The organism is bacterium (assembly GCA_030704665.1).
Classification (GTDB): Bacteria; Patescibacteriota; Microgenomatia; order Woykebacterales; family RBG-16-39-9b; genus JAUYID01.
Genome location: JAUYID010000009.1, coordinates 832,051 through 848,921, shown reverse-complemented (window position 1 = coordinate 848,921; position 16,871 = coordinate 832,051). Strand labels below are relative to the sequence as shown.

General features: G+C 42.8%; 16 protein-coding genes. 13 read left to right on the top strand and 3 right to left on the bottom strand.

Annotated elements, in window-relative coordinates:
- Positions 1-15: 15 nt before the first annotated feature.
- The 4 genes from Q8P13_04930 (at position 16) to Q8P13_04915 (ending at position 2,959) form a co-directional block, all read left to right on the top strand.
- Positions 16-804, top strand: a complete 789-nt coding sequence (locus tag Q8P13_04930) for a TIGR00282 family metallophosphoesterase (protein ID MDP2671770.1) — start codon at positions 16-18, stop codon at positions 802-804.
- 14 nt (positions 805-818) lie between these two features.
- Positions 819-1,094 (top strand): HU family DNA-binding protein, encoded by a 276-nt coding sequence (locus Q8P13_04925; protein MDP2671769.1) that lies wholly within the window; start codon positions 819-821, stop codon positions 1,092-1,094.
- 105 nt (positions 1,095-1,199) lie between these two features.
- Positions 1,200-2,387 carry a radical SAM protein gene (locus tag Q8P13_04920; protein MDP2671768.1) on the top strand — a complete coding sequence of 396 codons (1,188 nt, stop codon included), beginning with the start codon at positions 1,200-1,202 and terminating at the stop codon, positions 2,385-2,387.
- Positions 2,384-2,959 (top strand): permease-like cell division protein FtsX, encoded by a 576-nt coding sequence (locus Q8P13_04915; protein ID MDP2671767.1) that lies wholly within the window; start codon positions 2,384-2,386, stop codon positions 2,957-2,959. The genes Q8P13_04920 and Q8P13_04915 overlap by 4 nt, the downstream gene beginning before the upstream one ends.
- Before the next feature lie 63 nt (positions 2,960-3,022).
- Here Q8P13_04915 and Q8P13_04910 read toward each other — a convergent pair whose 3' ends face one another.
- Together Q8P13_04910 and Q8P13_04905 are read right to left on the bottom strand one after the other, a co-directional pair.
- Positions 3,023-3,421, bottom strand: a complete 399-nt coding sequence (locus Q8P13_04910; GenBank protein MDP2671766.1) for a hypothetical protein — start codon at positions 3,419-3,421, stop codon at positions 3,023-3,025.
- Positions 3,422-3,453: 32 nt separating this feature from the next.
- Positions 3,454-4,287, bottom strand: coding sequence for a PD-(D/E)XK nuclease family protein (locus Q8P13_04905; GenBank protein MDP2671765.1), 834 nt, complete (start codon positions 4,285-4,287; stop codon positions 3,454-3,456).
- A gap of 349 nt (positions 4,288-4,636) precedes the next feature.
- Between Q8P13_04905 and Q8P13_04900 the strand changes: the two genes are divergently transcribed.
- The 9 genes from Q8P13_04900 to Q8P13_04860 all read left to right on the top strand — a co-directional run bounded on the left by Q8P13_04900 (position 4,637) and on the right by Q8P13_04860 (position 15,927).
- Positions 4,637-5,902 (top strand): trehalase family glycosidase, encoded by a 1,266-nt coding sequence (locus Q8P13_04900; protein MDP2671764.1) that lies wholly within the window; start codon positions 4,637-4,639, stop codon positions 5,900-5,902.
- Between the two features lie 80 nt (positions 5,903-5,982).
- Positions 5,983-7,002 (top strand): tRNA (adenosine(37)-N6)-dimethylallyltransferase MiaA, encoded by a 1,020-nt coding sequence (gene miaA / locus Q8P13_04895; GenBank protein ID MDP2671763.1) that lies wholly within the window; start codon positions 5,983-5,985, stop codon positions 7,000-7,002.
- 26 nt (positions 7,003-7,028) lie between these two features.
- Entirely contained in the window at positions 7,029-8,066 is a 1,038-nt protein-coding gene (locus tag Q8P13_04890; protein MDP2671762.1) for an AI-2E family transporter, read from the top strand.
- 6 nt (positions 8,067-8,072) lie between these two features.
- Positions 8,073-9,104 (top strand): AI-2E family transporter, encoded by a 1,032-nt coding sequence (locus Q8P13_04885; GenBank protein MDP2671761.1) that lies wholly within the window; start codon positions 8,073-8,075, stop codon positions 9,102-9,104.
- 575 nt (positions 9,105-9,679) lie between these two features.
- Positions 9,680-12,745, top strand: a complete 3,066-nt coding sequence (locus Q8P13_04880) for an Ig-like domain-containing protein (protein MDP2671760.1) — start codon at positions 9,680-9,682, stop codon at positions 12,743-12,745.
- 28 nt (positions 12,746-12,773) lie between these two features.
- Entirely contained in the window at positions 12,774-13,772 is a 999-nt protein-coding gene (locus Q8P13_04875; GenBank protein ID MDP2671759.1) for an AI-2E family transporter, read from the top strand.
- Positions 13,773-13,819: 47 nt separating this feature from the next.
- A complete protein-coding gene (locus Q8P13_04870; GenBank protein MDP2671758.1) occupies positions 13,820-14,872 on the top strand; it encodes a YifB family Mg chelatase-like AAA ATPase in 1,053 nt (350 codons plus the stop codon).
- 61 nt (positions 14,873-14,933) lie between these two features.
- A complete protein-coding gene (locus Q8P13_04865) occupies positions 14,934-15,293 on the top strand; it encodes a hypothetical protein (GenBank protein ID MDP2671757.1) in 360 nt (119 codons plus the stop codon).
- 181 nt (positions 15,294-15,474) lie between these two features.
- A complete protein-coding gene (locus Q8P13_04860) occupies positions 15,475-15,927 on the top strand; it encodes a terminase small subunit (GenBank protein MDP2671756.1) in 453 nt (150 codons plus the stop codon).
- Positions 15,928-16,199: 272 nt separating this feature from the next.
- Here the strand turns inward: Q8P13_04860 and Q8P13_04855 are convergent, their stop codons facing one another.
- A complete protein-coding gene (locus Q8P13_04855) occupies positions 16,200-16,823 on the bottom strand; it encodes a hypothetical protein (GenBank protein ID MDP2671755.1) in 624 nt (207 codons plus the stop codon).
- Positions 16,824-16,871: the final 48 nt, after the last annotated feature.

Below are 16,871 nucleotides of genomic sequence, written 5' to 3'. Positions count from 1 at the left end.
TTAAACCTTAAATCTATGCGAATATTAATGATTGGGGATGTAGTGGCAAGACCAGGTCGGCGAGCAGTCGCCGAGGTTTTGCCGGACCTAATTAAAGAAGAAAAAATCGATCTTGTGGTCGCCAATATCGAGAATCTCGCCCATGGCAAAGGGGCGACTAAAGATAAGGTTGACGAGCTGCGTGGCTACGGGGTTGACCTTTTTACTTCTGGAAATCACATTTGGTTTAAAGAAGAATTTGTTTCTGAGCTCAACAACGATCCGACCGTGATCCGGCCGGCGAACTACCCGGCGGACAATCCTGGTTTTGGTTTTACTTACGCTAATGTCGGGAAGGAAAAGGTGATGCTTATCAATCTCATCGGAAAACAGTGGATTCCCGAGCCAACAGACGAGCCCTTCCGAACTGTGGATAGCATTCTGCTCAATGAAGTTGAAAAAGAAAAGCCTGCTATCATCCTCGTTGATTTTCACGCCGAGGCAACGAGTGAAAAAAATGCCATGGGTTGGTTTCTTGACGGTCGGGTGACTGCTGTGGTTGGAACTCACACCCACGTGCCAACGGCCGATAACTGGATCATGCCAAAGGGGACAGCTTACGTTTCTGACATTGGTATGACCGGAGCTCTCCACTCAGTTCTTGGAGTGGTCCCAGAAATAATTATCAAAAAACAAAAAGACACGGCGCCCGCGAAGTTCGAATGGGTTGATTCAGGCCCGAAAGTTTTCCGTTCGGTACTGATCGAAACCGACAAAAAAGGGGCTGCCAAGTCGATTTTAAGAATAGATCGTAGTGTTGACTGAAAGGAGGTGTTGTCATGCTCAAAGCAGATATAATCGAAAAAGTTTCCCGAGAAGCTCACCTGACCAAGAAAGCTGCCAAAGAAGCAGTTGACTCTACTTTTGATACGATTGAGGAAGCCCTCAAAAAAGGGGACAAGGTCGTCATTTCAGGTTTTGGTACCTTTATCATTCGTGGTCGAAAGGCTAGAACTGGACGCAACCCCAAGACAGGACAAAGTTTGCAACTTCCGCAAATGAATACAGTTGGGTTTATTGCTGCCAAAGGGATTAAGAAACAAGTCCGGAAGTAAAGACCTGCTGGTTCGCAGTGAGATTAATTTACTGCTTACTGCGCAGAACTTTGCCTTTTGCGCAAGCGTAAAAGGTGAATTTTGGGTTTTGCTCTTAATTCGTCTATGAAATACTTCATTACCACCTTTGGCTGTCAGCAAAACTTCGCTGACTCGGAGCGGGTTGCCGGCGCTTTCGAATCGCGTAATTTTACCCCCGCAAAAAATCTTGAAGAAGCTGACCATGTTGTCATCAACACTTGCATGGTGCGGCAACACGCTGAAGACCGTGTCTACGGTATGATGCAGAAACTCGGTAAAATCAAAGAGGCCAAACCCGGCTTCAAAATTACAGTCACCGGTTGTCTAGTTGGGGCAATGGTGCGCGATCCCAGCGGCAAAATGTACCGGGTGATGAAAGCACGACTCCCACTTGTGGACGAATTTCTTCCTATTGATGAGGTCGGTTTCAACACCCCCATCCGGCGGGAAGATCGGCAGCACGGCTGGGTAGTCATTTCTCAAGGCTGCAACAATTTTTGTACTTTTTGTATTGTCCCTTTCACGCGCGGAAGAGAGATTTCCAGACCCTGGAATGACATTATTCACGAAGTTGACGATCTTCAGACCGCCGGTTACAAGCGGGTTACACTTCTCGGACAAAACGTCAATTCTTACGGAGCTGATTTCATCAAAGAAAACCTTAAGGACGGTCTGTATCCCCTGCCTGCCAGCCTTGACGAGAATGGCAAATCGAGGCAGGACGGCCGTTCGTTACTCCCAGTCATGGTAAAGATGAGTATGGGAAGAAAGCGAATCCCAACCATTTTTCCGCAACTGCTCGAGGAAGTTGCCAGAAAAGGCTTTGAAAAAGTTTCTTTTCTTTCTTCAAACCCCTGGGATTTTTCTGATGAGCTAATTGGCCTTATTGCCAAGTACCCCAATATTGACCGCTATATTCACCTGCCGGTGCAATCTGGTTCTGACTCAGTTCTGAAACGAATGAACCGCTATTACACGCAAAATGATTATCTAGAATTAGTTAATAAGTTAAAAACAAAAATTCCCGAAGTGCAGATTGGAACTGATATCATCGTGGGCTTTCCCGGAGAAACGCAGGACGAATTTCAGTCGACAGTTACACTAGCAAAAAAAGTCGGTTGGGTTGTCGCCTACATTGGCATGTATTCTACCAGACCGGGGACAGTAGCGCAAAAAAACCTTGAAGATAACATCTCAAACGAAGAAAAACACCGCCGCTTCCACATCCTCGACAACCTTATTAATAAGCAGAAAGTTGGGGTATCAGGGTGAAAAAAAGAGCCGTTCTTATTCTTGGAGGTACCCTTGTTCTTGCTTTAATTGGAGCCGTCTCTTTGTTCTTTATTCCTAATTCTGCGTGCAAAAAAGCTCAGGAACGGATCTCGATCGGGAACAAAAGTCTGAAAAACGGTGAGGAAAGGTATGCCTTGATTCAGTACTACACAGCTAGAAAAGAGTGTGGGCTTTTGTATCTAGACCCCCGACTTTATCCAAGCATCAGTAAAGGCGAAGAAGCAAGAAAACAAAGAGCGCAAGTCATTGCCTTTCTTAAGGGTGAGGCAAGCACTGAACAAGAAGAAAGTCTTAAGAATGAGATTGAGAAGGTAAAGGGAGTAAGGGAGGTAAAAATAATTTCACAGGAGGAGGCTTTGAAAAGATACAAGGAAAGAAATAAAGATTATCCTGTATTGACAAAGTTTGTCACAGAGAACATTTTCCCAGCTACTATTGAAGTTTATTTTGACGACTTTTCGATCAAACACAAGGTCGCGGAACTAGCCAAGAAAAAAACTTTTGTTCAGGTTGTAACAGAGGATACGGTTTTAGAAGACTACACGAAATAAATTTCATAAAAGAAAAACGACCTCTTGCGAAGTCGTTACCAACGAAACTGTTAAAAACAACTCTTACTCTGAAGTCTTGGGACCCTTTAGTCTTTCTCGAGCAGCTTGGATAAAATTGTCCATAACCTTTGTTGTACTCTGGTAGTCTGGGTTTCTCTGTGCTCTCACTATCTCCTCATGATCAATAGTATCTTTAAGAGAGGATCCCAAAGATAACTCCAATATTCTTAATATCCTTTCCATTTCTTGTGCTTTGACTCTGTCTTCATAAAGATTTCCTTCAACGTCGCTTCCCATCACACCTTCCACGAACTCTCCAGCCCGTGATTGTACTATTGATTTTAATTCAGGGTCTATTTTATTAAATTCTGGTTTAGGTACTTGTTGCCCACCTTCAAGATCGATTTTTGGTTCTGGTCTCAAGCCCATCTCTTCGGGAGATGGCCCCATAGTTTCACCCATGGTTTAAGTTTAACCCCCCCCAATTTTGTTTGTCAAGTTGGAAGGAAAAAGACCTCACGTTTGCGTTTGAAATCAGTGGCGACGTGTTCGGCAATATCATTAATTGCCGCATGATAATCATGACAGGCTCGGCAGTAGCCGACATCTGTGGTACAAGCAAAATCCTTGCTATTCACAGCCTTTTGCATTTCTAATGCTTGTGTTTTTACTTCATCTAGAGTTCCCCCCAAATCCGGAAGAGTCATCTCAACTGGCTCATCGTCTTTGTCGAGATACCAGTAGCTGACTTTGGTCACCGGTTTCTTCAGTACGTGCTCACCCAGTATCGCGTAAAGTGGAAGCTGGCGGGAGCCCTCCTCTTCTTCGTTCTGGCCAGTTTTGAAGTCTAGTATATGTAGCCCGGATTCATTTTTTTCGAGCCAATCAAAATTGCCTACGAGAATAGCCTCATCCTGACCGATCAAGGGAAGCTTTGGAAAATCGACTAAAATTGGCTCACTATTTTTGAAATGCTCGTGTTTCCAAAAGCGCTCGAGCATGGCTTCTCCACGAGCCTTGAATTCTTTTTCCTGAGACTCTGATTGAAAGCCACCCACCTTGCCTGGTTTTAGTTTCCAGCCTCGGTTAAACTCATAAAAGAGCTTGTCCTTGCTTCTTTCGCCTTTTGGGTAGCGCTTGATCAATTGGTCAATGGCGTCATGCACCGCTTCTCCGAGACTTAAATAGGGTGAGGCGACTTGAATTCGAAAGTTATTACCATACTTTTGGTCGCGATAAAGACCGCGCAAATAGTAGAGCTGTTTGCATTTCCCAAAATCATTGAGGCTGGTGTGTGAAACCCAGATGGTGTTCGGATTAAAAGCCATATCAATAGTTTAACAGGCAGGACAAGGTTTAGCAGTTATGTCATTCCGAACTTGTCCACCTTGTCGCGAGAGAGGTTTCGGAATCCCTTAGATCCTGAACCGAGTTCAGGATGACAATTTCGCAAGTTTAACATTTTTGTTCGTGTCATTCTGAATGAAATGAAGAATCTCCGACCTGTCCTAAGCTTGTCGAAGGAGATCCTTTGCTAAGTTCTCAGGATGACACAAAGTAGCAAGTCTAGCGCTGGCACTCTATTTGCATTAAACTAAAAATAATATCGACCTAAAGAGAGTTTTTGAAAAACTAAAAGATTATTAATATGCGGTCGATGTTGCTCGCAAGCTCGCAATGAAAATCCCTGCCCAGGATGTTATAGATAAAGCCAAGCAAGTTATCTACGGCAACCTCAAGACTGGCTACTCCAACTGGGCCAAGATGGAGTACAAATATATTTGTCCTTCGCGCCATCACTACTCTCACCAATGGTTTTGGGATAGCTGTTTTCACGCTATCGTTCTTTCCCACTTTGATCCGGAACTAGCTAAAAATGAGCTGCGCAATTTGACGAAAATGCAGCGAGAGGATGGTTTCATCCCACACGTCATTTTTTGGGACCCACCGCTGCTTTCCTTACACGGAGCAGCTCTTGAGTCGAAGTTTTCTCTTTTTCCGAAGACCACGGAGTTGATCCAGCCGCCACTTTTGGCAGAGGCAGTGAACGCAATTTATCAAAAAGACAAAGACCGCTATTTTTTGGTAGAGATGCTACCTAAACTGACTGATTATTACTCGTGGCTTGCGGACAACCGCGATCCGGATCGCGACGGCTTACTTTCCATCATTGCTCCTTATGAATCAGGTATGGATCAGTCGCCAAGCTACGATGAAGTCTGTGATATTCGTAGCAAAACCAAGTTGGGAGTTGCGATCGGCTGCCGCAAAGTGACCTTGCGCCACATGCTTCACAACTATGACCTGAAGAAAATTTTTGCCGAAGACTATTTCAACGTTGAGGATGTTTTTGTAAATTCTATTTATATTAAAAACTTAAAAGTTCTAGTTCGACTACTTGAAAGTTTTGGGGAAGAAAAACAAGCTAAAAAGTTTTCTTTAATTGCCAAAAAAGCTCAGGACAATCTAATTGCGAAATGTTTTGATGAAAAAACAAACTTTTTCTTCGATACCTATTCCAAAGAAGAGAAAAACACAACCGCAAAAACGATCAAAGGACTGATGCCTTTGATTCTGGGTATCGATGAGAAAATTGCTAAAAATTTGGTGACAAAACACCTGTCCAACAAAGATGAGTTTGACCTACCTTATCCAGTTCCAACAGTAGCCGCTGATGATCCTGATTTTCGAGCCCGACCAACCATGATTTTTGGAGAGCCCTTGATTTGGCGCGGACCAACCTGGATCAGCACCAACTGGTACCTAGTTAATGGGTTGAGGGAACACGGTTTTGGGCAGCAGGCAGAAAAAATTGTTGAGGCCTCAGTTGGGCTAGTGCGACAGCAGGGTTTCCGAGAATTTTTCGATCCCATCAGCGGCAAAGGCTTTGGAGCTGAAGATTTCAGCTGGTCGACTTTGGTGGTGGATATGATTCAGAATTAAGAATGCAGAATGATGAATTTAGAGTCGGGAAAAAACAGTTAAACTACGAATTTAGTTGAACCCTCTGTTAAACTAAACCCATGAACAAACTACTAGTCATTGTTGGTCCGACCGGAACCGGAAAAACCAGTCTCGCCCTGGAACTAGCAAAAAAATTCGACGGCGAGCTAGTCAGTGCTGACAGCCGGCAAATTTTTTCTGGTATGGATGTTGGGACAGGTAAAGTTGAATTCAGAATGAAGAATGAAGAATTAAACTCCTCGCAAGCTCAGAGACTGCTTTCTTCGAAAGTAAGAATTAACGAGAGGTTTGAGAAGCATGACGGTTTTTGGCGAGTTGAGGGAATACCAATTCACCTTTATGATGTAGTCGATCCAGATGAGCGCTTTTCAGTTGCGCAGTTTCAGCAGTTGGCTTTAGAAAAAATTGCTGAAATCATTTCCAGAAAGAAACTACCGATTTTGGTTGGTGGCACCGGGCTCTACGTCCAAGCAATCACGGAAGGGCTGAAAATTCCCAAAGTTGCTCCGGACACGGCCCTGCGTGAATCGCTAGAAAAGAAATCTACGGAACGCTTGCTAGGCCTGCTTCTCGAAATTGATCCGGCTAGTTACAAAAAAATTGACCAAAACAACCGCCGCCGCATCACCCGAGCTTTGGAAGTTTACCAGGCAACTGGAAAACCCTTTTCGGAGCTTAGGGAAAAATACAAAGTTAATTTTGACTTACTTATTCTCGGTTTGACCGCAACCCGGGAAAGGCTTTATGAAAACACTGATCAGCGCGTCGATGAGTGGTTCGGCTCAGGAGCTTTTCAAAAAGAAGTTGAAGCTTTGTTGCAAGACTATCCGCAGGATCTACCAAGTTTTACTTCTTTGGGTTATCAAGATGTCATTGGTCTTTTGACAAGTAGGTTGACTCTAGAGGAAGCAATCCAAAGAACAAAATTCAAGCACCATGCTTATATTCGCCGACAGCTGACCTGGTTTCGAAAAATGGGAAAAATCAACTGGTTCAATATTGAGGCGCTGGACAAAAAGGAAATGAAACGACTCATCCAAAGCTGGCTTACCGTTTCTGAAGAAACTCCTACTACTTGAGAATAAATAACGTTATAATCAAATTAATGAGATCAAAAAGCTGGTTGTTTATCTACTTTTTGCTCGGTTTACTTGTCCTTGCTTATCTAATTCGGGATATTCTTACCCCCTTCATTCTAGCTGGGCTGCTTGCTTACGTTTTGAACCCAGTGGTAAAACTCCTGGAACGATATTTGAAGATACATCGAGTGGTGGCCATCTTGCTGATCTACTTAGTTGTTTTTGGACTGGTGATTTACACAGTCACTTGGCTTGGTGGAAAACTGCTCTACGAAATAAGTCAGCTACAAATTGAAGTCAAGGATATCAACTATCTTAGTCAGAACGCAGTGGCGCGCTTGCCCGAATGGACGATCGCTGGACAAAGTGTTGGTTTTCAGTCAGCCGCAAGAGCGGTTCTGATTGGTTTAAACACTGCTATCAGTCACACGCAAGACTCACTCCTGACGATTTTTACCGGGGCTTTGTCCAGGGTTTTGCAAGTTTTAGTTTTTCTGGTAGCCACTTTCTACTTTCTCAAAGATGGTCAGCATCTAGTTCGGGCGATTAAAAGCCGGTTTTCTTCACACCATCAAGAAGATGTAGAAAGACTGCTTGGGCAAATCAACAACGCTCTGGGGGGTTATTTGCGCGGCCAAATAATCTTGGTTTTCATAATGAGCATTGCCACTAGTATTGCTCTAGTAATTCTTGGAGTTCCCTTTGCTTTGATTATTGGGGTTTTGACTGGGTTTTTGGAACTGATACCTTTCATCGGCCCAATCGCGGCTGGAGGTTTGGCCGCGACCACAGGCTATGTACTTGGAGTCAATCGTTTTGGGTTGGATCCGATGACCCTGGCAATTGTTATCGTTTTGATTTACTTTGTCCTTCGTCAGATTGAAGATTACTTCGTTATACCGCAGTTGTTAGGCCGGCTTACTCGGCTCCACCCAATGGTAGTGCTTTTTGCCGTTTTGGCAGGGGGGAAACTGGCTGGGCCAATTGGGTTTATACTGGGAGTACCGATCGCTGCTTCGGCAAGAATTTTGTTAGATTATTTTTGGACCAAAAGCTCTGATTGATTAAAGATGGAAAATACAACTACAGTTGAAATTTCCCCCAAAACTATCGCTTTCACTATTTTTTTGCTGGTGGCCTTGGTCTTTGCTTGGCAGATTCGGGGTATTTTGATCGCCTTGGGGATTTCGGTGATTTTGATGAGTGGTTTTGCTCCACTTGTCGACCGTTTTGAGAAAGTAGGTCTTCCCAAAGCCTTGGCTGTTGGGTTGACTTATTTAATTGCTATCGGTGGGCTTGGCGCGCTCCTATTTTTCATCCTTCCACCGCTCATTGAGCAAACTAGGATCTTTGTGGCTGATCTTCCAGTCTATATCCAACGGATAACTAATTATTTGGACGGTCTGGGATTGCCAGTCGTGACCTCTGATCATTTGTTTCAACTTGCCAGCGAGAGAGTTAACGATGCTCTGGCCAATGCCCTTGCCTTGTTGCTGAACGCTTTTAACGGTATTTTGGTTTTTGTTTCAATTGCAGTTTTCAGTTTTTACTTGCTTTTGGAAAGAGACAAAATCAAGGAAAGCATTTTTCTCTTTTTTCCCAACATGCCAAAAGTAGAAACACTAAGGATCGCCCATCAGATTGAAAAGCAGTTGGGTGCTTGGGTTCGTGGGCAATTAATTTTAATGTTTTTGGTCGGACTCGCTGTTTGGGTCGGGCTTAGCCTACTAAGAGTTGAGTTTGCCCTTCCTTTGGCGGTGATCGCGGGTTTGCTAGAAACAGTTGCGGTCATCGGTCCAATTCTTGCAGTCGTACCGGCACTGATCATTGTTTTGGCGACGGGTTCCTCACCCTTAGTTTTGCTCGGTGTAGTCGCCCTTTACACCCTGATTCAACAGTTCGAAAACTACTTCATTGTTCCCGAAGTCATGAAAGAAGTAGTCGGCTTGAGTCCTTTGGTCACTATCATCTCAATTTTGGTGGGAGGGAGCCTTTTTGGTGCTCTCGGGGCAGCGATTGCTGTTCCAACGGCCGCAGCTTTGCAAGTGGTTGTCATTCATTTTCGCGACGCTCGTCGCCACTCTCTAAACCCTAAAAGTTGAAAAACCTCTTCCAAAATGGTAAAATAGGGACGCTCAAAGGTAGTTGAGCGGCCGCCCCACCCTTTCTGGTTAGAAGTTAGACTCCTTTAGTAGATGAGTTGGTAGAATTGAAGGGTTTAAATTTGTGACTGGAAAGGGTGGGGAGGAAAGTCCAGACAGCTGACTAGTGGAGGATTCGTCGTAAGGCGAAACACGTAAGTGCTAGTGTCGAACAAAGGTTTGAGTCGAAAGCCTTGTTCGGACGGAACCTGAATTGACAGGTTTCGAGAGCAACAGAGACGAAGTTTCATCCCTCGACAATTAGGGGTGAAAGTGAAACGGGCAATCCTACTCGCTGTAACTGCCGAACCTGGTAATGAGTTACTAGTCTGAACCAGAAAGTCGCAGGCATCTTGGTTTACCCCAAGAAGTTGTGAGCATTCGCCACATCTAGATAGATGGTCGCTACTCGCCTCGATTCGTATCGAAGCGGGAAAACAGAATCTGGCTTACGGGTTACCTTTGAGCAGAAAAAATCTCACTTCGGTGGGATTTTTTTCTTGACTAAGCATTAAAAAACTTCCATACTAAAATTAATGCCTGAAGACCAAGCAAATACTACTAACGAGGCGGCACTGGAAGAAAAGATTTCTAGTGAAACTTTGGCTAGTTCTGAGAAATTAGGATTAAAGAAAAGGGTAAAAAACTGGATTTCCTCCCACCGCAAACTTTCCTTAGCAATTGGACTAGGTGTTTTTTTAATACTTTTCTCAACTACTGCATTAGCTTACCTCAAATTGAACCAACCAAAAACTCTTAAGGTTGGTTCAAAAAGTGTGGTCAACGAATTTTTACTTTTACAAACAGATCCTATAAACGATGCGGTTGGGGTTGCGGTAAACAAAAAAATTAGTTTTGTTTTTAACCAAGAAGTAAGATTGCACGATTTCGAACACAATTTCAGTATTTCTCCAGAAGTAGAGGGAACCTTTTCGCTAAGCGCTTCAGAAAAACAGGTAACTTTCATTCCACAGGAGACTCTTTTGGACACGACTTCGTATAGTATCACCATCTCCGATCAATTGAGATCAAAAGCTGGACAAGCACTAATATCTACTTACTATTTAGTCTTTTCAACTGATCTCAGTTCTAACGAAGTATTTTTTTCGGAAAAAGATGAAGACCTAGTTACAAAGTTATTAAGCTTTTCTTCAACTAGAGGTTCAACCCTCACCGTCCGAGTTGGAAAGGGATTCTCGGATGTAAACCTCAATCTTTACAAAGCCGATTTGGATACCTTATTAAACTCCTTTGTTTACAGAGCCAAGAAAGACATAGGGGGCACTAATTATTTAGACTATGCAAATAAATTGGTCAATAGTGAGAAGTTGGAGAAACTATCAAGCAAAGAAAAGGTAAAAGACAAAGAGAACTATTTTGTTAAGGAGGAAAAGGGGATCTACTTCTTGGAAGCGGTAAATGATGGAGGTGATAGAGTGGGGCAAATTTGGCTTGTCTCGAATTCAAAAGGACTAATTTTCCGACAAGACGATCAAAAAATTCTTTTGGCGGGACAAGATTTGGATGGAAATGTTTTAACTCAACCAATCGAGGTTGATTTTTACAGCATGTTGGACAAACCAACAATTATTAATAGTGCCGAAGTAACAGACCAGAAAGAAATCAGTTTCATTTATCCAAAAAAAGTCGATTTGGTGGTTGGAAAAACTCAAGGTGAGGTTTTAATCGTTCCCGTTGCTATTTTGCTTAGCCAAGCCGATATTCGGGTCCGTTCAAATCTCAGTGAAAATAATGAAATTTTTCTTTATACTGACCGTCCAATTTACAAAAAAGGAGACAAAATCCGTTACCGTGGGCTAGTGAGAAAAGATAACGACGCTATCTATAAAATGCCGGGTAGCCAGACCGTTCGGGTATCAGTCAAAAGTTATGATAGTAAAACAGAGAGTGAAAAAGTCGTTTTCCAAAAAGATCAGACCACAAATTCCGGAGGTATTTTTTCCGGTGAGCTTATTGCAGCCGAAGGCACTGGCCCTTTAACGGCAGAAGTTCTTGGAGAAACTAAGGAAAATTATTCCGAAGCTTCTGTCTATTATGAAGTATTGGATTACAAAAAACCCAATTTTGATCTAACAGTTGAACTTGATAAGGGTGAGTATCTTCTAAAAGACAAAATACAAGCCACAATCAGAGGAAAGTATAATAACGGTACACCTTTAGCCAAAACAAAAGTAAACTATGGCTATGTCACTAGCTCTTATTTTGAAACAGATAAGGCAGTTTATAACCAAAATTTCAATCTAAACTCTTGGGGTGGTATGTGTGGGGGTGGTTTTCAGGAGGATCAATATTTTGACTCAATAAATCAAGATTCACCGGAAGTGACTTTGGATGCCAAAGGAACGGCAACCGTAACTGTCAACACAAACGAGTTTAAAACAAATAGCAGCCAAAACGTAACTGTGGTGGCAATAAAAACCGATGAGAATAAAAACAGAATTTTTGGCGCAGGTAAGGGTATAGTCCATCAAGGAAACGCAAACTTATTTATAAGACCAATCAAGTGGGCCTACCTAAAGGGCGAAAATTTGGTGGCGAGTTTTTACTCCGAGACTAGAGAAGGGGTTAAACAGGGAAATAAAACATTTAACTATACAATTAGTTCAGTTAGTTATGACAACAAAACATATGAGAGTGTTGAGAAGGTTGAAATTTCAGGATCGACAAAAACAGACAACAACGGAATAGGGATAATAAAACAAAAACTTGAAGTTCAAGAGAAAAACTCCTCCTACATTTTGAGAGTAAAGGGTACTGATGGGTCTGGAAATTATATTGATGATTCAAAATCCCTTTATATTTCTGATGAACCTAGAGGCTTTACTTTCTTCTCCGATCAAAATCTAACAAAGTTATCAGTAACCGCTGAAAAAAATTCTTATCTTGTGGGGGACACCGCTAATTTGCAAATCGAAGTACCAGAGGACATAAAAGCTTTAGTTACTACAGAAAGGGGAAGAATTTATTCTTCGGAATGGAAAGAAATTAAAAAAGGCAAAAGTATTTTCCCGCTGGAAATAAATGAAGAACTAAGCCCATCTTTTAGTCTTGTTTTTACCTTTTTCAAGGATGGGAAGTACTATTCCGAAGGCCTTTCCTTGAATGTACCTGCAATGCACAAACTCGTAAAGGTAGAAATAAAAACTGATAAGGATCAATACAAACCAAGTGAAAAAGCAAAACTTACAATCACAACCAAAGATAATTCGGGTAATCCAATTGCCGCAAAAATCTCGCTCAGCCTTGTCGATAAATCCATTTATATACTAAGGAAATCAGCTTTACCTGCGATTCATTCTTCTTTCTATTACTTCCGGGGTAGGTCAACCAATGCTTCTTCCTCTCTCATCAAAATTGGCGACTATGGAGGCGGGGGTGGTGGAGGAGGTGGGGGAATTACCGCAGACAAGTTAGTAGATACTTTGTATTGGAACCCAAATTTGGAAACAAACTCTTCTGGCACTCTAACCTTAGTGGTACCGTTAAGTACTTACGAAACGACTTGGAAAGCCGCTGTCTATGCTTCAACAAATACAACTCAGGTTGGACAAAACGACCTTGACTTTACAGTTAGTAAATAAATCCCCAAGTTAGGCTATAATAAAATAAATGACAATTGCTATTTCCAAAAAAACGATTTTTCTCAGTGTTTTTTTGATCATATTATTAATTTTCCTTTGGCAGCTGCGCACCTTGGTTCTCAGTCTGATTCTTTCCTACATACTGGTTAGTGGTTTTCGTCCGTTGGTAAAAAAAACGCAGCGGGGGTTTCATTTAAGCTATAAAGTATCTGCCTTTCTCACTTTTTTCGTTTGTTTTGGGCTTTTCTTTACTCTCTTGGGTCTTTTCTTTAGCCCTTTTATTTCTCAGTTTCAACTTTTCGTAGCCAATTTCCCAGCTATTTTAGGCGAGGTCCTGGCTCGGGCTCAGAGTCTGGGGGTCAATGTTAGCGCAGAACAGCTTCAAAAAACTCTCTCTCCGGTCTTGAATCAGGGGATCGGTAGTTTGATAAATCTGACCTTGAGTTCTATTTCTGGGTTTCTTTTCTTCGTAGGGGTTTTTGTGGTTACTTTCTATCTTTTGTTGGAGCATGACGAAACACTAGATTTTCTTGCAAGTTTTTTTCCTGGTAAAGAAGAAAAGCTAAAAGCTCTTGAGGCAGAAATTGAAAGACGTATTGGTGGTTGGGTGCTTGGGCAGATTTTGATTGCTGGTTTGGTTGGTATCACAACTTTTGCTGGTCTGACTGTTCTCGGAGTAAACTATAGTCTGACCCTGACCATGATTGCTACTTTTTTGAGCCCGATTGCTGGTCTCGGGCCGTTGCTTGCCTTGATACCGGCACTCGTCATTTCTGCAGTACAGAACCCGATTCTGGCAGTTTGGATTTTTCTTTTCTACAATATCATCCAGACATTGAAAGACAATTTTTTGGTACCCAAAGTGATGAGTGGTATTATTGGTCTGAACGCGTTTATGATTCTTTTTGTTCTTTTGATTGGAACAGTTTTGTTTGGTTTTCTAGGAGCGGTAGTTTCTGTTCCCGCTGCGGTCGGGATTGGAGTGATAGTTGAGGAAATTATGAAAACAAAACAGACAAAGAAGTGAAAAAGCCCTCTTGATTCCTTGATCTGTTTACTTTATTCTGCTTGGCAATGCTATCCAAAATCCACTCCGGTTCTCTAGTTGGCCTGGAAGCAGTGCCGGTAACAATTGAAGTTGATATTGCTTCTCAAGGGCTACCCTCATTCACAATCGTTGGTTTGCCGGACAAGGCGGTTGAGGAGTCTCGCGAGAGGGTCCGGGCCGCTCTGAAAAACGTTGGTGCTGATTTCCCCGCTAAACGCATTACGGTCAACCTTGCTCCAGCTGATTTGCCCAAGGAAGGTCCAAGTTTTGACCTGCCAATTGCTTTGGGGATTTTGCTTTCTTCGGGTCAACTTGAAGCTGATATTGCCAAGACCTTAATTTTTGGTGAGCTTTCGCTTGACGGCTCAGTCAACTCAACCAAGGGAGCTCTGCTTCTCTCACTACTAGCCAAAGAAAAAAATTTTGATTCTCTGATACTCCCGACCGAAAATGCAATTGAAGCTTCTGTCGTTGAGAAGGTAAAAATACTCCCAGTGAAAAATATCCGGGAGGTTTTTGATCATTTTACTGCTGTCTCACCCATCAACCCGTTTAAACCAAGAAAGTTTGATTTTGCTCCTGAGGAAGAGTTCGAACTAGATATGAAAGAGGTCAAAGGACAGGAACAAGCCAAACGAGCACTGGAGATTGCAGCTGCTGGTGGTCACAACGTTCTACTCAAAGGACCACCAGGGGCGGGTAAGACGCTACTGGCACGAACTTTTGTTTCGATACTGCCTCGTTTGACTTTTTCGGAAGCAGTGGAAGTTACTAAAATCTTCTCTGTTCTAGGCGGAGTCAACGGTGGTTTAGTCACAAAAAGACAGTTTCGTAGTCCCCATCACACCGCGAGTAGTGTGGGTATCATTGGTGGTGGAGCCAATCCCAAACCAGGAGAAATATCGCAGTCACACCGCGGCGTACTTTTTCTTGATGAGTTCCCGGAGTTTCCGAGAAATGTTCTCGAGGCACTGCGCCAGCCTCTCGAAGATGGGTTTGTGACGGTGTCGAGGGCAGCGACCAACGTGACTTTTCCGGCCAAATTTGTCTTGATTGCAGCGGCGAATCCTTGTCCTTAAGGATATACATAAAGACCATCCCGACACCTAAAAAGCGTTATAATTGACTAGGGAGGTTTAATTGGAAAACGACGAGAATCATACAAACGAAGTAGGCGGTGGAGTAGTGGGACTAATAATCCTCTACTTGATTGGTGCTTTCTTTTTTCATTGGTGGCCTTTTGGAATCAGTTACGATAAGCCTTGGTGGGATGGTACTGAGTACCAAAGAGTCTGCGTGGTTCACAATCCAAACAATGATAATTGCTACACCTTGGCAGTAACAGTTGAGGATAAGAGAATTGTTGAGATGGAGTTTCCCAATGGCGGCTACGTTTCGATTTCTAGCCAGGAATGCGGTAAGGCGGTTACTTTCGAAGGACGTTACTGTGTGATTTACGACACTAAAGGTGGGGACTGGCAAGTCGAAAAATCTAACTAAAAGTTTACCCCACCACCCCACTCACTATATTATTGAACCTAAAATCTGTTTACTCCACCATCTAACTCACTATATTCTTTGTCAGTTATACTATATATGGGTAGAAATTTGACTGGCTGTTGTAAAGTTCCTTAACTTCCTGCCAGGCGGTAAGTTGCAAGGCCATGCAAAAAGATTAAATATGAAAAAGCTGACACTAAAGCAGGAAAAATTCGTTAAATACTACGTCGGTGAAGCTAACGGCAACGGAAGCCTGGCGGCTCGCAAGGCTGGGTACTCTATTACGAAGGCCAACAACGAAGCCTACAAAAATCTTGGTAGACCTCACGTCTTGACAGCGATCCGACAACAGCTTGAAGGAGCGGGTTTGAGTGATACTTATGTTGATGAATCCACCAGACAGATAATTGAAGCAGGTCTCAAGAACGCCCGACAAGCCAAACCAAGCGTCGCCTTGCAAGCAATCGAAATGGTCAACAAACTAAAAGACCGCTTCCCAGCCTCTAGGAACTTAAACCTCAACGCTAACTTAGAGTTTCACAAAGAGCTGGAGGGTAAGACTATTGAGGAGTTAAAGCAGATACTAGCCGAAACACAAGAAAACACGAGACAAGTGTTGGCCAAGATGAATTAAGACCAAGTCAGTTAGTCCCGAACTACCCCCACCACACCCTTTGTTACAAAATAAATATAACCGTTAAGTGCCACAGAAATCCGCGATATAAATTTTACTAATTCCCTGGTCAAGGTGGTTAAACCATATGTGGCCGCCACACAAGGGATAAGGATTAACGATGTTGGTCGGCGGACACCACATAATTAGCCATCTCTAGTCCACAGCCGAACCTGTCTGACTGGTAAAACTGTTTGTATTGGTGGAGTGGTGTATTTGGTCAGCTTAGTGTTTTAAGGTTGAGGAATACCACCCTTTTGAAGTGCTTGGATGTAGTCATTCCAAATAGTTTGACAGACTGAGGAGCACGAAGCCTTTATTTGGTTAGCCTGGGCCTCGTAATTGCGATAATCAGCCAAATAACTCTTTCTTGCAGCATTGGATATGTTTAGAAGTGCTGAGTAATAAGTGTTTTTTAGTTCAACGCAGTCAGCATAGGGAATTATTGGATCGGAATTACAATTTTCCAGAGCAGCAAACCAACCTTGAGTAGTTGCTTTAATTTTTTCGTCCTCCGCCCATATTTTTACAGCCAAACCGACTAGTTTCTCAATTAAGCTGTTAAGAGTAGCGATCTTGCCTGATTCATCTGGTACTGATAGTGGAGGTGTATTCTGTTGTGTTGGGAGCTGGACAGTATTTGTAGTCGCACCCGAAACTTCCCCTGTTGGAGCTTTTGCGTCCTCCTTCTTTCCTTCGGGTTTTGGCTCGGCAGACTCAGTCGCCACTTTGGTTTCCACAACAGAAGCAACAGGGCTTTTTTCTTTTGGTTGAAGTATAAATTTATTTATTCCGAGATAGATTCCAGAGGCAAGAAGCAGAGAACCCAAAATCACCAGTAATATCTTTAGTCTCATAATGTAGCTACGCTACTTACACCAAGCTTTTAACTTGCTTGTAAGGTA